At 73.3% G+C, this 13,943-nt stretch carries 13 protein-coding genes and 1 riboswitch; of the genes, 3 read left to right on the top strand and 10 right to left on the bottom strand.

Going from position 1 to position 13,943, the window contains the following annotated elements:
* Positions 1–150 precede the first annotated feature (150 nt).
* From AB0I41_RS09040 to AB0I41_RS09020, 5 genes are all read right to left on the bottom strand, one after another.
* The gene (locus AB0I41_RS09040) at positions 151–939 is read right to left on the bottom strand and encodes a polysaccharide deacetylase family protein (RefSeq protein WP_357103819.1); all 789 of its coding nucleotides are present in this window, start codon (positions 937–939) and stop codon (positions 151–153) included.
* A 74-nt stretch (positions 940–1,013) separates the two neighbouring features.
* A complete protein-coding gene (locus AB0I41_RS09035) occupies positions 1,014–1,943 on the bottom strand; it encodes a MerR family transcriptional regulator (RefSeq protein WP_357103816.1) in 930 nt (309 codons plus the stop codon).
* Positions 1,933–2,538 (bottom strand): isopentenyl-diphosphate Delta-isomerase, encoded by a 606-nt coding sequence (gene idi, locus AB0I41_RS09030; protein ID WP_357103813.1) that lies wholly within the window; start codon positions 2,536–2,538, stop codon positions 1,933–1,935. Before idi ends, AB0I41_RS09035 begins: the two co-directional genes overlap by 11 nt.
* A gap of 79 nt (positions 2,539–2,617) precedes the next feature.
* Positions 2,618–4,099 carry a phytoene desaturase family protein gene (gene crtI / locus AB0I41_RS09025; RefSeq protein ID WP_357103810.1) on the bottom strand — a complete coding sequence of 494 codons (1,482 nt, stop codon included), beginning with the start codon at positions 4,097–4,099 and terminating at the stop codon, positions 2,618–2,620.
* 28 nt (positions 4,100–4,127) lie between these two features.
* On the bottom strand, positions 4,128–4,322 hold the full coding sequence (locus AB0I41_RS09020; protein ID WP_357103807.1) for a hypothetical protein: 195 nt from the start codon (positions 4,320–4,322) through the stop codon (positions 4,128–4,130).
* A gap of 65 nt (positions 4,323–4,387) precedes the next feature.
* On the opposite strand from AB0I41_RS09020, the gene AB0I41_RS09015 reads away from it, so the two are divergent.
* Together AB0I41_RS09015 and AB0I41_RS09010 are read left to right on the top strand one after the other, a co-directional pair.
* Entirely contained in the window at positions 4,388–5,305 is a 918-nt protein-coding gene (locus AB0I41_RS09015; protein WP_357103804.1) for a phytoene/squalene synthase family protein, read from the top strand.
* Positions 5,306–5,550: 245 nt separating this feature from the next.
* Positions 5,551–7,035, top strand: a complete 1,485-nt coding sequence (locus AB0I41_RS09010) for an FAD-dependent oxidoreductase (RefSeq protein ID WP_357103801.1) — start codon at positions 5,551–5,553, stop codon at positions 7,033–7,035.
* On the opposite strand, the gene AB0I41_RS09005 is transcribed toward AB0I41_RS09010, so the two are convergent.
* From AB0I41_RS09005 to AB0I41_RS08985, 5 genes are all read right to left on the bottom strand, one after another.
* On the bottom strand, positions 7,028–7,789 hold the full coding sequence (locus AB0I41_RS09005; protein ID WP_357103798.1) for a crotonase/enoyl-CoA hydratase family protein: 762 nt from the start codon (positions 7,787–7,789) through the stop codon (positions 7,028–7,030). The two genes, AB0I41_RS09010 and AB0I41_RS09005, sit on opposite strands and share 8 nt — an antisense overlap.
* A gap of 58 nt (positions 7,790–7,847) precedes the next feature.
* Positions 7,848–8,321 carry a hypothetical protein gene (locus AB0I41_RS09000; protein WP_357103796.1) on the bottom strand — a complete coding sequence of 158 codons (474 nt, stop codon included), beginning with the start codon at positions 8,319–8,321 and terminating at the stop codon, positions 7,848–7,850.
* Between the two features lie 231 nt (positions 8,322–8,552).
* Positions 8,553–9,617 (bottom strand): crosslink repair DNA glycosylase YcaQ family protein, encoded by a 1,065-nt coding sequence (locus AB0I41_RS08995; RefSeq protein ID WP_357103793.1) that lies wholly within the window; start codon positions 9,615–9,617, stop codon positions 8,553–8,555.
* A gap of 19 nt (positions 9,618–9,636) precedes the next feature.
* Positions 9,637–10,632, bottom strand: a complete 996-nt coding sequence (locus AB0I41_RS08990) for a ribonucleotide-diphosphate reductase subunit beta (RefSeq protein ID WP_357103924.1) — start codon at positions 10,630–10,632, stop codon at positions 9,637–9,639.
* Positions 10,633–10,634: 2 nt separating this feature from the next.
* Positions 10,635–12,923, bottom strand: a complete 2,289-nt coding sequence (locus AB0I41_RS08985; protein WP_357103921.1) for a ribonucleoside-diphosphate reductase subunit alpha — start codon at positions 12,921–12,923, stop codon at positions 10,635–10,637.
* A gap of 230 nt (positions 12,924–13,153) precedes the next feature.
* Positions 13,154–13,299: riboswitch (cobalamin riboswitch) on the bottom strand.
* 78 nt (positions 13,300–13,377) lie between these two features.
* Between AB0I41_RS08985 and AB0I41_RS08980 the strand changes: the two genes are divergently transcribed.
* The gene (locus tag AB0I41_RS08980) at positions 13,378–13,899 is read left to right on the top strand and encodes a sigma-70 family RNA polymerase sigma factor (protein WP_357103791.1); all 522 of its coding nucleotides are present in this window, start codon (positions 13,378–13,380) and stop codon (positions 13,897–13,899) included.
* The last annotated feature ends 44 nt before the right edge of the window (positions 13,900–13,943 follow it).

Below are 13,943 nucleotides of genomic sequence, written 5' to 3'. Positions count from 1 at the left end.
CGCCATCATTGCACACTCGCAACTTCAAGCGGACTTGCTCCCATCCGGCCCCGCCGGAGGCATGAGAAGCATATGCCATGCCCCGGCGGTCGACCAAACCGGTATGGCCGCTGGCACAGTCGCTCGCAAAGCTACAGGTCAGGGCGGGTGTCAGCGGGGTGGGGCGATGCCGAAGCGCCGTTTCAGGTCGGTGATCACGTGCGGGCAGGCGGCCAGGGTACGGCTGCGATCGCCCCCGCCGTCGTGCATCAGCACGATCGCGCCGGGGCGGGCGGAGCCGTGGACCCGCTTGATGAGGGTCTCGGCGCTCGGCTTCGCCCAGTCCTGCGGGTCCACGGTCCAGTGCAGGGACCGCATGCCGAGCTGCCGGGCCACCGCCACCACCTCCGGGGTCCACCGGCCGCCGGGCTGGCGGTAGAACGGCACCTTGGCGCCCGGGACGGCGGCCTGGATGGCCCGGTTGGTCCGGATCAGGTCGGCCCGGATGTCGGCCACCGGCCGGCGGCCCAGGTCGAAGTCGTGCCGCCAGCTGTGGTTGCAGAGCTGGTGACCCTCGCGGACGATCCGGGCGACCAGCTCCGGGTGCTTGCGTACCTGGGTGCCGACCAGGCAGAACGTCGCCTTGACCCGGGCGGTCCGCAGCTGGTCGAGGACCTTCGGCGTCCACGCCGGGTCCGGGCCGTCGTCGAACGTCAGCGCCACCGCGCGTACGCCGGTGGCGCGCCGCAGGCCGGCGGGGAGGGTGGTGGGCTTCGGCCGCAACCGGGGTTTGGGTCTGGTGGTCGGCGTCGGGGTCGGCGACGGGGCCACCGCCGGCGACGAGCTCGCCGCAGTCGGGGCGGGCGCTGCGGCCTGCCCTGGGTCCCGCTGCGAATCGCCGCAGCCGGCGAGGAGCAGGGCCATGCCGAGGGCGGCCGCCAGGACGGGGCGTGCACGCATCGTCACTCCGAGGGGGGTCGGGTATGCGGACGGCCCCGACGGTAGTGGACGGCGCGCCGATCCGGCAGGGCCGGTCACTCCCCGCTCGACTGATCGAGCGAATCCCGGACGGCGAGCGCCAGCGAGATCGCCTCGGACAGGTCGACCGGCCGGACCACTCCGGCAGGCAGCGTGTCGGCCCGCCAGCCGGGGCCGGCGGCCAGTACCAGCAGCGGCCGTCGGGGCACCCCGAGCAGGGCGGAGAGCTGCCCCGGGTCGGCGGTGGCGCGGGTGTGCGACCAGACCACCACCGCCGTCGGGCCGGTGCGGTTGACCGCTTCGGTCAGCGCCGCCACCGGCATCCGGGCACCGAGCAACCGGTACGCCACGCCCCTCTCGGCGAGGGCGGCGGCCAGCGCCTCCAACGGCAGGGTGTGCTGCTCCTCGTCGGCGCAGGAGAGCAGGATCCGGGCCGGGTCGGTGGCCGTGCCGGACCGGGCCGCCGCCGCGAACGCCTCGGAGACGCACCGGGACACCAGGTGCTCGACCTCGATCAGCCCGGCGGTCGCGGCGTGTCGCTCCCCGATGCCGGCCAGCACCGGGCGGAGCAGGCCCTCCCAGGTGGCGACCACGCCGTCCCTGGCGAGGGCGTCGGTGATCGTGTCGCTGATCGCGGCGGAGTCCAGTCGCATGGCGGCCCGGGCCAGGCCACGGGCGACCGGTCCGGCCCGGCCGACCGGGATGGTCTGCCCGCCGCCGTCCCGGCCGGTCCCGGCGTGCAGCCGCGGCTCGGCCCCGGGGCTCTGCTTCGCCCAGTGGGCCGCCTCGGCCGGGGTGATCCCCTCCGCGGTGAGCCGGCGCATGATCTCCAGGCGCGCGAGGTCACCCGGCGTGTAGCGCCGGTGGTGACCCGGTACGTGCCGGCTGGGGCCGAGGCCGTAGCGCTGGTGCCAGGTACGCAGCGTGGTGACCGCCACGCCCAGTCGGCGCGCGACGGTCCCCGCGCTCAGCGCCTCATCGGCCACCCGACCGCTCCGACGCGTCGTCCGCGGGACCTCCGGACGGGATGGTGGTGCCGGCGGGGTCGCCGGTGCGCAGCAGCCGGCTCACCACCCCGCCCAGCCAGGGCGCGTACGTGCTGGGGTCCGCGTCGATCTCGGCCATCAGCCGTACCGGGTCGACCCAGCGCAGCTCGGACACCTCGTCGGGGTCCGGCACCACGGTGACGTCGGCCGGCACGTCGGCCCGCAGCACGTGGTCGTACTCGAACTCGACCCGGCCGGTGGCCGGGTCCTCGGCGTAGTAGAGGTAGACGCCGACCTCGGTCAGCGCGACGGGTGCCGCGCCCAGTTCCTCGGCCAGCCGCCGGTTGGCGGCCTCCACGAGCGACTCGGCCGGCTGGGGGTGTCCGCAGCAGGAGTTGGCCCAGCGCTGCGGGAACCGGGTCTTCACCGGGGCCCGCCGCTGGAGCAGCACCCGGCCGTCCGGGTCGACCAGCAGTACCGAGAAGGCGCGGTGCAGCCGACCCGGCGCCTGGTGCGCCGCGGCCACGGTGGCCTCGCCGAGCACGTTGCCGCGGTCGTCGACCAGCTCAACAAGGTGATCTTCCCGGGATGTCATTGGACCCGCCCTCCGTTCGGTGTGTGCATCGCATTCGTCTCCCGTCCGCGACCGCGCCGCCGGGCCGCGCTCCCCCCGCTCACCGCCCGGCCCCCGTGATCCGGTTGGCCGCCAGCTTCCCGGAGATCAGCACCATCGGCACACCCACGCCGGGCTGGGTGCCGGAGCCGGTGAACACGACGTTGGACAGCTCCCGGTGCAGGTTCGACGGGCGGAACGGGCCGGTCTGGAAGAGGCTGTGCGCGGCGGCGAAGGGCGTACCGGCGGCCATGCCCTGCTCCTCCCACTCGGCGGGGGTGATCGTACGTCTCACCTCGATGCCGGCGCCGAAGCCCACGTACCCTCGTTCCTCCAGCGTCCGCACGAGCTGGTCGGCGTAGCGCCGGCTCAGGTCGCCGCGCCAGTCGAACGGGGCCCGCTCCAGGTTGGGCACCGGGGCCAGCACGTAGTAGGTGTGCCGCCCCGCCGGGGCGACCGCCGGATCGGTCCGGCTCGGGTTGGTGACCAGCAGCGACGGGTCGGTCATCAGCTCGCCGCGCCGGATGACCTCGTCGAAGGTGCCCTGCCACGACCGTCCGAAGTGGATGTTGTGGTGGGCGATCTTCCCATACCCCTGCGTCGAGCCGACGTGCAGGACCACGCACGAGGGCGAGTAGGTCAGCTTCCGCCGACGGGTCGCCGGCAGCAGGTCACGGTAGGCGACCGGCAGGTCCGGGTTGAGCACCACCACGTCGGCCGGGATCAGCTCGCCGTCGGCGGTCAGCACGCCGGTGGCCCGGCCGTTGGCGGTCTCCACCCGGGTCACCGTGGTGCCGTACCGGAACTGCACGCCGTGCTTCTCGGCGGCGCCGGCCATGCCCTGGGAGACCGCGTGGATGCCGCCGCGCGGGAAGTAGACCCCGGCCACCGAGTCGAGGTAGGCGATGACGCTGTAGATGGCCAGCGCGTCGTGCGGCGCGAGGCCGGCGTACATGGCCTGGAAGGAGAAGATGCGCTGGGTGCGCGGGTCCCGGAAGAACTGGTTGATCTTCGTCTGGAGCCGCCGGAACGCGCCGTTGATCAGCAGCTTCACCAGGTTGGCGGTGAGCAGGTCGGTCGGGGCGTCCAGGTTGCGGTCGATGAAGTCGGCCCGCTCCCAGTGCCACAGGTTGCGCGCGTAGTCCACGAAGCGCAGGTAGCCGTCGGCCTCCCGGGGACCGCACACCTTGGCGATCTCGGCGGCCATCCGGGTGGTGTCGGTGATGACGTCCAGCGTCGAGCCGTCCGGGTACCAGGCCCGGTAGGCGGGGTCGAGCGGGGTGAGGTCCAGCCAGTCGTCGAGTTCCTCGCCGACCGCGCCCAGCGCCTCGGCGATCAGGTCGGGCATGGTGAGCACGGTGGGGCCGGTGTCGAACTCGTACCCGTCGACGCCCAGCCGGCCGGCCCGGCCGCCCGGCACCGGCTCGCGTTCCACCACGGTCACCTGCCGGCCGCTGCCGGCCAGGTGCAGCGCGCACGCCAACCCGCCCAGTCCCGCGCCGACGACCACCACCCGGTCCGTGCGTCCGTTCACGGTCCGCACGCGACCACCTCCTCTGCCGAATCGCTCATCATGCCCGCCGATTGGTGGCGGCGGTGGCGAGACCGGTCAGCGCGGTACCCGCGGTCTCGTCGATCGACGCGGTGCCCAGCGCGGTCAGCGCCTTCGTGAACGCGGCCAGTACGCCGCGGACCGGATCGTCGGTCGCTTCCGGCGGTGCGGGCGCGACGCGGAACGCGTTGCCCGCAACTGCGTCGTTGGCCATGCGGGCGAGCGTACCCTAGGGTTACGAGTTGCGTCGATTCCTGCGTCGAACTTGGAGGAGGGTAGGTGGAGACCGATCTTACCGCCGCCTATGCCCGCTGCCAGGAGCTGCACAAACGGCACGGCCGAACCTACTATCTCGCCACTCGGTTGCTTCCCCCGTGGAAACGGCGTCATGTCCACGCCCTGTATGGCTTCATGCGCCACGCCGACGAGATCGTCGACCGTACCGAGGACCTGACGCCCGACGACCGCGCCGCCCGGCTGGACGACTGGGCGTCCCGGTTCGTCGCCGGCCTGCACGGCGAGCCGGTCCATGACCCGCTGCTCCCGGCTGTGCTGCACACCATCGCCATCTTCGATCTCGACCGCGCCGACTTCGCGTCATTCCTGAGCAGCATGGCGCTGGACCTGACGGTGATGTCGTACCCGACCTACGACGACCTGCTCGACTACATGGAGGGATCGGCGGCGGTAATCGGCACGATGATGCTGCCGATCCTCGGCAGCTCCGACCCGGCGGCGGCCCGCGAGCCGGCCCGTCAGCTCGGTTTCGCCTTCCAGCTCACCAACTTCATCCGGGACGTCGCCGAGGACCTCGACCGGGGCCGCACCTACCTACCCGACGAGGACCTGGCCAAGTTCGGCGTCACCCGCGACGACCTGCTCGCCGCGAAGGCGCAGGGCCGCACCACCGCCGGGATCCGGGACCTGATCGAGTACGAGGTGACCCGAGCCCAGGCGCACTACGAGGCCGCCGCGCCGGGCATCACCCTGCTCAGCCCCGCCTCGCAGGCGTGCATGCGCACCGCGTACGCGCTCTACGGTGGGATCCTCGACGAGGTCGCCGCGCAGGGCTACGACGTCTTCGTCCGTCGGGCCCTGGTGCCGCAGCGACGCCGGATGGCGGTCGCCGCCCGGGCCCTGCTCACCCCGACCGGCAGCCCGGTCGCCGTACCCGGGCCGCGCCTGGTTTCGCGATGAGGGGCGTACGGCGATTGGCCGTCCCGCCCGAGGTGGATACCGAGCGTGACGCCCCGGCTGAGGCTAGAGGCAGGAAGGGCAGGGCCTCGACCAGTTCGTCCACCCGGTCGTGGTCGGCGAGCCGGGCCGCTGGCCGGGGCGAAGCGATCGGGCATGCCGCCACCGGAGGCGGCCGGATCGATGACGGGCCGGGAATTCGGTGTGGTCCGCTGGCCGGCGTCCGGCGGCTGGGGAATGCTGGCGGCATGGCGGAGCCGGAAGCGGTGGACGTGGTCGTGGTCGGGTTGGGTGTCGGCGGCGAGGAGGTGGCCGGGCGGCTCGCCGAGGCAGGCCTGAGCGTCGTCGGCATCGAACGGGACCTGGTCGGCGGGGAGTGCCCGTACTGGGGGTGCATCCCCAGCAAGATGATGATCAGGGCGGCGAACGCGCTGGCCGAGGCGCGGCGGGTCAACGAGCTGGCCGGCTCGGCGCAGGTCCGGCCGGACTGGGCGCCGGTGGCCAGGCGGATCCGCGAGGAGGCCACCGACACCTGGGACGACAAGGTGGCGGTCGACCGGTTCACCGGCAAGGGTGGGCGGTTCCTGCGCGGCAGCGGCCGGCTCGACGGCCCCGGCCGGGTACGCGTCGGCGAGCAGGTCTTCCAGGCCCGGCACGGAATCGTGCTCGGCACCGGCACCCGGCCCTCCGTGCCGCCGATCGAGGGGCTGGCCGACACGCCGTACTGGACGAACCACCAGGCGATCGAGGTCGAGGAGTTGCCGGAGTCGCTGCTGGTCCTCGGCGGCGGGGCGATCGGGCTGGAGTTGGCGCAGGTGTTCGCCCGGTTCGGCGTACGGGTGACCGTGGTCGAGGCGGCGGACCGGGTCCTCGCCGTCGAGGAGCCCGAGTCCTCCGAGGTGGCCGCCGCGGCCCTGCGCGCCGACGGGGTGGAGATCCGCACCGGGATCAAGGCGGACCGGGTCAGCCACGACGGCTCCACCTTCATGCTGCACGCGGGTGACGACGCGTTCAGCGCGGACCGGCTGCTGGTGGTCACCGGACGCAGGGCGCACCTGGACGAGCTGGGCCTGGACACGATAGGTGTGGACGCCGCCCAGCGCTACCTGCCGGTCGACGGGCAGATGCGGGTCACCGGCGGCGTCTGGGCGGTCGGCGACGTCACCGGTGAGGGTGCCTTCACCCACATCGCGATGTACCAGGCGACGATCGTCGTCGCCGACGTGCTCGACCGCACCCGGCACGCCGAGGGCGGCCCAGACGCCAGCGGGACCGCCAGCGTGGTGGGCGGTGCGATGGGCGCGGCCAGCGCGGTCGGCGGCGCGATGACCGCGACCGGCCCCAGCGGTGCCGCCGGTACCCTGCCCCGCGCCGACTACCGGGCGCTGCCTCGGGTCACCTTCACCGACCCGGAGGTCGGCGCGGTCGGCCTCACCGAGCAGCAGGCCCGCCAGCGCGGCATCAACGTGCAGGTCGGCTACGCCCAGCTGTCGTCGTCGGCCCGGGGCTGGATCCACAAGGCCGGAAACGAGGGCTTCATCAAGCTGGTCGCCGACGCCGACCAGGGCGTGCTGGTCGGCGCGACGTCGGTCGGCCCGGCCGGCGGCGAGGTGCTCTCGGCGCTGGTGGTGGCGGTGCACGCGGCGGTGCCGCTGAGCCATCTCCGGCACATGATCTACGCGTACCCGACCTTCCACCGGGCGATCGAGGACGCCCTGCGCGACCTCAGCTGACGGTGCCGTGGCGGCCGGCGCCCGCGGCGAACCGGGCCGCGCCGGTCGCCGCATCCGTGGCCAGCGACTCCATGCCGTACGCCAGCTCGGTGGCCAGCGCCGCCGGCTCGGGAAGACCGGCGGTGGCGAGCACCGAGGCGCGGTCGTTGCGCAGGCAGGTCTGCGGGTGACGGGCGATCTCGGCGGCCAGCCGCTCGGCCTCCGCCCGCGCCTCACCCGGCGCGACCAGCCGGTTGACCAACCCCATCGCGTACGCCTCCTCGGCGGGCACCGGGCGGCCGGTGAGGATCAGGTCCATCGCCCTGCTCTCCCCGATCAGCCTCGGCAGCCGGACCGTCCCGCCGTCGATCAGCGGTACGCCCCAGCGCCGGCAGAACACCCCGAGCACCGCGTCCGACTCGGCGACCCGCAGGTCGCACCAGAGGGCCAGCTCCAGGCCGCCGGCCACGGCGTACCCGGAGATGGCGGCGACGACCGGCTTGGACAGTGACATCCGGGTGGGGCCCATCGGGCCGTCGCCGTCCGGCTCGACCCGGTTGCCGCTGGGTGTGCCGATCGCCTTGAGGTCGGCCCCGGAGCAGAACGTTCCGCCGGCCCCCCAGAGCACCGCGACCCGGGCGTCCGGGTCGGCCTCGAAGGCGCGGAACGCGTCGGCGAGGGCCCGCGCGGTGGGACCGTCGACGGCGTTGCGCGACGCCGCCCGGTCGAGGATCACGGTGGTCACCGGCCCGTCGTGCGCGACGTGTACGACCATCGGCACAGCATGCCGCGTGGCGGCGCCGGCACGCCAGGGGCGGCCGGCGCCGGGTGGGTCAGTGGCCGCAGGCGGTGTCCAACGCCTTCAGGGCCGGGTCCAGGTCCGGTGCCTCGACCTTGGTGGCGTTCGGGCCGGTCAGCCGCTTCTCGACCGCGCCGGCCAGGTTCTCCACCGCACCGCGCACCTGCGGGTCGGCGGCGCGGGCGGCCTCCTTGCGCAGCCCTTCCGCCATCGCCGTGTAGTGGGCGCGGACCTTGTCGCCCGCTTCCTTGGCGCTGACCGGGTGGTCGATGGCCGCGATGGCGTCGTCCGCCATCCCGACGAAGTGCTCCTTGGCCACCGCGAGCGCGGCGTCGCAGACCTGCTTGCTGTTCGCGGCGGCGTCGACCGTCGGGCTGGGCGCGCTCGTCGTCGACGAGGCGGCGGCCGGCGGCGTCTCCGGCTCCGCCGGCTGGCAGCCGACCGCGACTCCGGCTGTGACGACCAGGGTCAGGACGGTACGGGCGACGCGGGCATGGTGGCTCGTCATGGTGGTTCCCCCGTGCTGGTGGGTGGCCTCGGCGGTCGGATCGACCGCGTCCCGGGCCGGAACCCGCCACTGTAGAGGCGGTCGTCGTGGTGCGCATGCGGTTTCCCGCCCGGTAGCCGGTCCAGACGCCGGCGACCCGGTGATCGAGACCGATCCGCCATGCCGGTCACCGTGTCGCGGCGACTCCGGGCCGTGGCTGCGGCGACCTGGTCGGGCCCGCCGACCAGCTCGTCACACCACGGTGACCTTGGCCAGGCCGAGCCAGGACGCCAACGCCTCCAGTTCGGCGTCCACCGCCGCGGTGACGGCGGGAGTGAAGGGGACGTCCTGGTGGATCGCCTGCACCCGCAGAGTGGAGCTCTTGTGGTCGGCCGTGGCGTCCACCTTGCCGATCAGTTGGTCGTGGTGCAGTACGGGCAGCGCGAAGTAACCCCAGCGGCGTTTCGCCTTCGGCACGTACATCTCCAGGACGTACTCGAAGTCGAAGAGCTCCCAGGCCCGCTTCCGGTCGTGGACCAGCCGGTCGAACGGCGACAGCAGCGCGGTGCGGCCGGCGAACGGCTGGCCGCCGGCCGCCGGGTCGATCCGCCAGCCGCCGGACGTGCCCTCGACCTGCGCCGACTCACCGGCCTCCCCGACGACCGACGCCCGGGCGATGCCCAGCGAGCGCAACCGCCGCTCGTCGCGCATCCTCCGGGCCTCGTCCGCCGGGACGACCGTCGTGTCCGCCGGGTAGACCCGCTCGGCCAGGTCCCACCGTCGTTGCCGCCCGACCCGGTCGGAGACGGCGACCTCGCCCCGGGCGGTGAGGAGCTCCAGCATCTGCGTGACGTTGCGGTTGTTCGTCCAGCCGGTCGACGGCCACGGGACCACGCTGCGGTCCGGCACCTCGCGGGACAGCAGCGGGCCGGAGTCGCGCAGCAGGTCGAGCACGAACTGGCGGAACGAGGCGTTCGCCGCCAGCCAGGCGTGCTTGCGCGAGCCCTCCTCCGGCCACGCCGCCATCTCGGCGAGGTGCAGTCCGAGATCCGCCATCGGCCACACCATGGCCTGGTGCTCGAACAGGGTGCGGTCCCGCTCCACCGCCTGCCGCAGGTGGTCCGGCCGGTACCCGGCGCCGAGCCGCGTCCACGCGACGAGATCGGCGCTGGGCGCCACGGCGGCCGTCGGATCCAGTTGCAGGAACGCCAACCGGTTCACCACGGTCAGCAGGTCCGGCGGCCGGTCCGCGTCGAGCAGTTGCGCGCGTACCGCGATCCGCCGGGCGTCGACCCGGTTCAGCAGGTGCTGAGGCATGTCGCCGAGGCTAGGCGGCTCAGAATTCGTCGTCCAGGCTGACCTCACCGCCGACTGCCACCTGGTACGCGGACACCCGCCGCTCGAAGAAGTTGGTCAGCTCCTGCACGTCCTGCAACTCCATGAACGGGAACGGGTTCGTCGACCCGTACGCCGGCGGCAGGCCGAGCCGGGCGAGCCGCGCGTCCGCCACGTACTCCAGGTAGCGGCGCATGTCGGCGGTGTTCATGCCCGGCAGGCCGTCCCCGCAGAGGTCCCGGGCGAAGGCCAGCTCGGCCGCCACCGCCTCGTCCAGCATGGTCCGCACCTCATCCGCCATCGACTCGTCGAACAGCGACGGCTCCTCGGCGCGGACGGTGTCGACCACCGAGAAGGCGAACTCCATGTGCATCGACTCGTCGCGGAACACCCAGTTGGTGCCGGTGGCCAGCCCGGAGAGCAGGCCCCGCGAACGCAGCCAGTAGACGTAGGCGAACGCGCCGTAGAAGAACAGCCCCTCCACGCAGGCCGCGAAGCAGATCAGGTTGAGCAGGAACGCCCGCCGCTCCGCCCGGGTCTCCAGCCGGTGCAGCCGGCCGATCGAGTCGATCCAGCGGAAGCAGAACTCCGCCTTGTCGCGGATCGACGGGATGTGCTCCACCGCCGCGAACGCCTTCGCCCGCTCGTCATGGTCGGGCAGGTAGGTGTCGAGCAGGGTCAGGTAGAACTGGACGTGCACCGCCTCCTCGTACAGTTGGCGGGACAGGTAGAGGCGGGCCTCGGGCGCGTTGACGTGCTGGTAGAGGTTGAGCACCAGGTTGTTGGCCACGATCGAGTCGCCGGTGGCGAAGAACGCCACCAGCCGGTGGACCAGGTGCCGCTCGCCGTCGGAGAGCTTCGCCAGATCGGGTACGTCGGAGGTCAGGTCCACCTCCTCCACCGTCCAGGTGTTGCGGATGGCGGCCCGGAACCGCTCGTAGAAGTCCGGGTAGCGCATCGGTCGCAGGGTCAGGTCCATACCGGGGTCGAGCAGCATCGTCACTGGCAGGCCTCGCAGATCTCGGGGTTCTCCAGCGAGCAGGCGACCGCGTCGCTCTCGCCGACGGACAGGGTGAGCAGGGCCGGCGCGACGGGGCGCGGCTGCGACGGCACGGGTGCGGCGGCCGGCGCGGCGGCGACCGTGGTCTGGGCGATCCGGGTCGCCGGGCGGGACCGCAGGTAGTAGGTGGTCTTCAGCCCGGCCCGCCAGGCGTAGGCGTACATGGAGGAGAGCCGGCCGATGGTCGGGCTGGCCTGGAACAGGTTCAGCGACTGCGACTGGTCCACGTACGGCGCGCGGGCCGCGGCCAGGTCGATCAGCGCCTTCTGCGGCAGCTCCCAGGCGGTGCGGTGCAGCGCCTTCAGCTCCGCCGGCAGGTCCAGCTCCCGCACCGAGCCGTCCGCCCGCTTGATCGCGTCCCGGGTCTGTGGCGTCCACCGGCCCAGTCGCTTCAGGTCGGCGACCAGGTGCCGGTTGACCTGGAGGAACTCCCCGGAGAGGGTCTCCCGCTTGAAGACGTTGGAGACCAGCGGCTCGACGCACTCGGCGCAGCCGGCGATCGAGGCGATGGTGGCCGTCGGCGCGATCGCCACCAGCAGCGAGTTGCGCAGCCCGTGCCGGGCCACCTTCTCCCGCAGCGCCGCCCACGCCTGCGGCCGGGCCGGCCGGGCGTCCGGCCAGTGGTCCGGGTGCAGCACCCCGCCGGCCGCCCGGGTCAGCGGGTACGCCGGGTGCGCGCCCCGCGCCGCCGCCAGGTCGGCGGAGGCGTCGTACGCGGCCAGGGCGATCTCCTCCGCGATCCGGGTGGACAGGGCCAGCGCATCCGGCGAGTCGAACGGCAGCCGCAGGGTGGCGAAGACGTCGGCCAGCCCCATCACGCCCAGCCCCAGCGGTCGCCACCGCCGGTGCGCGGTCGCCGCCTGCCCGGTGGGAAACCAGTTCCGGTCGATCGCCCGGTCCAGCGCCCCCACCGCCAGCCGGACGGTCCGCGCCAACTCCGCGAAGTCGACGCCGTCGGTGGTCAGGTGGGCGGCCAGGTTGACCGAGCCCAACGTGCAGACCGCGGTCTCGTCGTCGCTGGTCACCTCCAGGATCTCGGTGCAGAGGTTGGAGTGGTGCACCACGCCGCCACCGGCGCCGACCTGGTTGCAGGTGCGGTTCGCGGCATCCTTGAACGTCATCCAGCCGTTGCCGGTCTGCGCCAGCGTGCGCATCATCCGGCCGTACAGCGTGCGGGCCGGCAGCGTCCGCACCGCCTTGCCGGCGGCCTCCGCCGCCCGGTACGCGGCGTCGAACGCCTCGCCCCACAGGTCGACCAGCTCCGGCACCTCCTTCGGGTCGAACAACGACCAGTCGGCGTCCGCCTCGACCCGGCGCATGAACTCGTCCGGCACCCAGTTGGCCAGGTTCAGGTTGTGGGTCCGCCGGGCCTCGTCGCCGGTGTTGTCCTTCAGCTCCAGGAACTCCTCGATGTCGGCGTGCCAGGTGTCCAGGTAGACGCAGGCCGCGCCCTTGCGCCGGCCACCCTGGTTGACCGCCGCGACGCTGGCGTCCAGGGTGCGCAGCCAGGGCACGATGCCGTTGGAGCGGCCGTTGGTGCCCCGGATCAGCGACCCCCGCGAGCGCACCCGGGACCACGAGATGCCGATCCCGCCGGCGAACTTGGACAGCTTCGCCACCTGCGTGTAGCGCTCATAGATCGAGTCCAGCTCGTCGCGCGGCGAGTCGACCAGGAAGCAGGAGGAGAGCTGCTGGTGCCGGGCGCCGGTGTTGAACAGCGTCGGCGAGCTGGGCAGGTAGGCCAGCCGGGACATCAGCCGGTACAGCTCGCCGGCTTCCTCGACGGTGTCGGACAGGCCGGCGGCCACCCGCAGCCAGAAGTGCTGCGGCCGTTCCAGCACCGCCCGGGTGTGCGGGTGGCGCAGCAGGTAGCGGTCGTGCAGCGTGCGCAGCCCGAAGTACTCGAAGGCAGCGTCGCCGGTGTGGTCGACCAGGGCGTCGAGGGCGGCGGCGTGCGCCGCGACGAAGCCGGCGAAGCCCCGGTCCAGCAGGCCTTCGGCGTACGCGGCGGCGACGCTGTCGCTGAAGCTGTCGATGCCCTGGCCGGTGGTCTCGTCGGCGATCCGCCCGGCGAGCAGGCGCGCGGCCAGCCGGGCGTACCCGGGCTCCTCGGCGGTCAGCCCGGCCGCCGCCGCGATGGCCAGCCCGGTCAGCTCGTCGGTGCCGGCCCCGGCGGTACGCCCCGACTCCACCAGGGCGAGGATCCGGTCCGGGTCCGTGTCGGGCAGGTCGTGGTGGTGCCGGTGCAGCAGGTCCCGCAGTGCCCCGACCGGGGGCGAGGCGATGGTGGATGACGCCGTCACGTGCTCTCCTGGGTGGTCGGTGGAGACCCCGGGAGGGCACGACGGCACGCCGGATGGCCGCCGGTCGGTGTGCCGGCGGTGCTCCGTACGGCTCGACGGCCCTCCCGCGAGGCCCCGAGGGTGGTACGCGCGCCCGGTGGGCACGCCGTGCTGGCAGGTCTTCGGACTCGCGGGCAGACGCGTCTGGCGCGTTCGCCTACTGGCCGTCGCTTCCCGGCCCCGTCGGGCCCAGTGCTCGTGACGGCGGTCGTTCCCGCTCACCGCTGCGGGGCAGCCCCGGATTCGCACCGGGTTCCCTGTTCGGCGCGACGCCTGGCGGGCGTCGACGCCTGGCGGACCCCGGAGGGTCGCACCAGCAGTGAAAGTGATCCTAGATGTAGTGGGTCGCAAAAAGCCAACACACCACATGCTGTGGGCGTGTCGCGTCGATGAGAAAGTCCGCGCGGCGTACAACCTGGACGGGAGCCGACCCCGTCAGTGGGGTGAGTCGGTCACGGACGGGGTGGGTGGATTCGGCTGGCGCCGGGCCCCCGAGGCGGAGAACATCGACGCGTACGTGCGCACCGTGCTGGTCCGGGTCTTCCTCGACGAGAAGCGCCGGCTCTGGTCCCGGGTCCGCCTGGTCGACACGCCACCCGAGCCGGTGCCCGCCCCGACCGGCGACGCGGTCGAGGACCGGGAACTGCTGCGCGCCGCGCTCGCCCAGGTGCCGCCCCGGCAACGGGCCGTGCTGGTGCTGCGATTCCTGCACGACCGGCCGGTCGACGAGGTGGCCGCCACCCTCGGCTGCACCGCCGGCACGGTCAAGAGCCAGACCTCGCAACTCCGCAAGCTCGGCGGGAACCTGGACGGTCTCTTCCGCAGCGCCACCCTCCACCCGAAGGTCGACGACTGGCGCTGACGTCGACCGGGTGGCGCAATTCGTACCCGCCGCCCGGTTTGCGA

Source organism: Micromonospora sp. NPDC050200 (genome assembly GCF_040656135.1).
In the GTDB taxonomy this organism is placed as follows: domain Bacteria; phylum Actinomycetota; class Actinomycetes; order Mycobacteriales; family Micromonosporaceae; genus Micromonospora.
Note: the sequence above shows the minus strand (reverse complement) of the source record. Positions and strands in the feature narration are given on the sequence as shown.

Excerpts from the sequence above, each read along its gene's own strand:
- AB0I41_RS09040 (WP_357103819.1), bottom strand. The coding sequence starts at position 939 with ATGCGTGCACGCCCCGTCCTGGCGGCCGCCCTCGGCATGGCCCTGCTC.
- idi (WP_357103813.1), bottom strand. The coding sequence starts at position 2,538 with ATGACATCCCGGGAAGATCACCTTGTTGAGCTGGTCGACGACCGCGGC.
- AB0I41_RS09020 (WP_357103807.1), bottom strand. The coding sequence starts at position 4,322 with ATGGCCAACGACGCAGTTGCGGGCAACGCGTTCCGCGTCGCGCCCGCA.
- AB0I41_RS09010 (WP_357103801.1), top strand. The coding sequence starts at position 5,551 with ATGGCGGAGCCGGAAGCGGTGGACGTGGTCGTGGTCGGGTTGGGTGTC.
- AB0I41_RS09005 (WP_357103798.1), bottom strand. The coding sequence starts at position 7,789 with ATGGTCGTACACGTCGCGCACGACGGGCCGGTGACCACCGTGATCCTC.
- AB0I41_RS09000 (WP_357103796.1), bottom strand. The coding sequence starts at position 8,321 with ATGACGAGCCACCATGCCCGCGTCGCCCGTACCGTCCTGACCCTGGTC.
- AB0I41_RS08995 (WP_357103793.1), bottom strand. The coding sequence starts at position 9,617 with ATGCCTCAGCACCTGCTGAACCGGGTCGACGCCCGGCGGATCGCGGTA.
- AB0I41_RS08990 (WP_357103924.1), bottom strand. The coding sequence starts at position 10,632 with ATGCTGCTCGACCCCGGTATGGACCTGACCCTGCGACCGATGCGCTAC.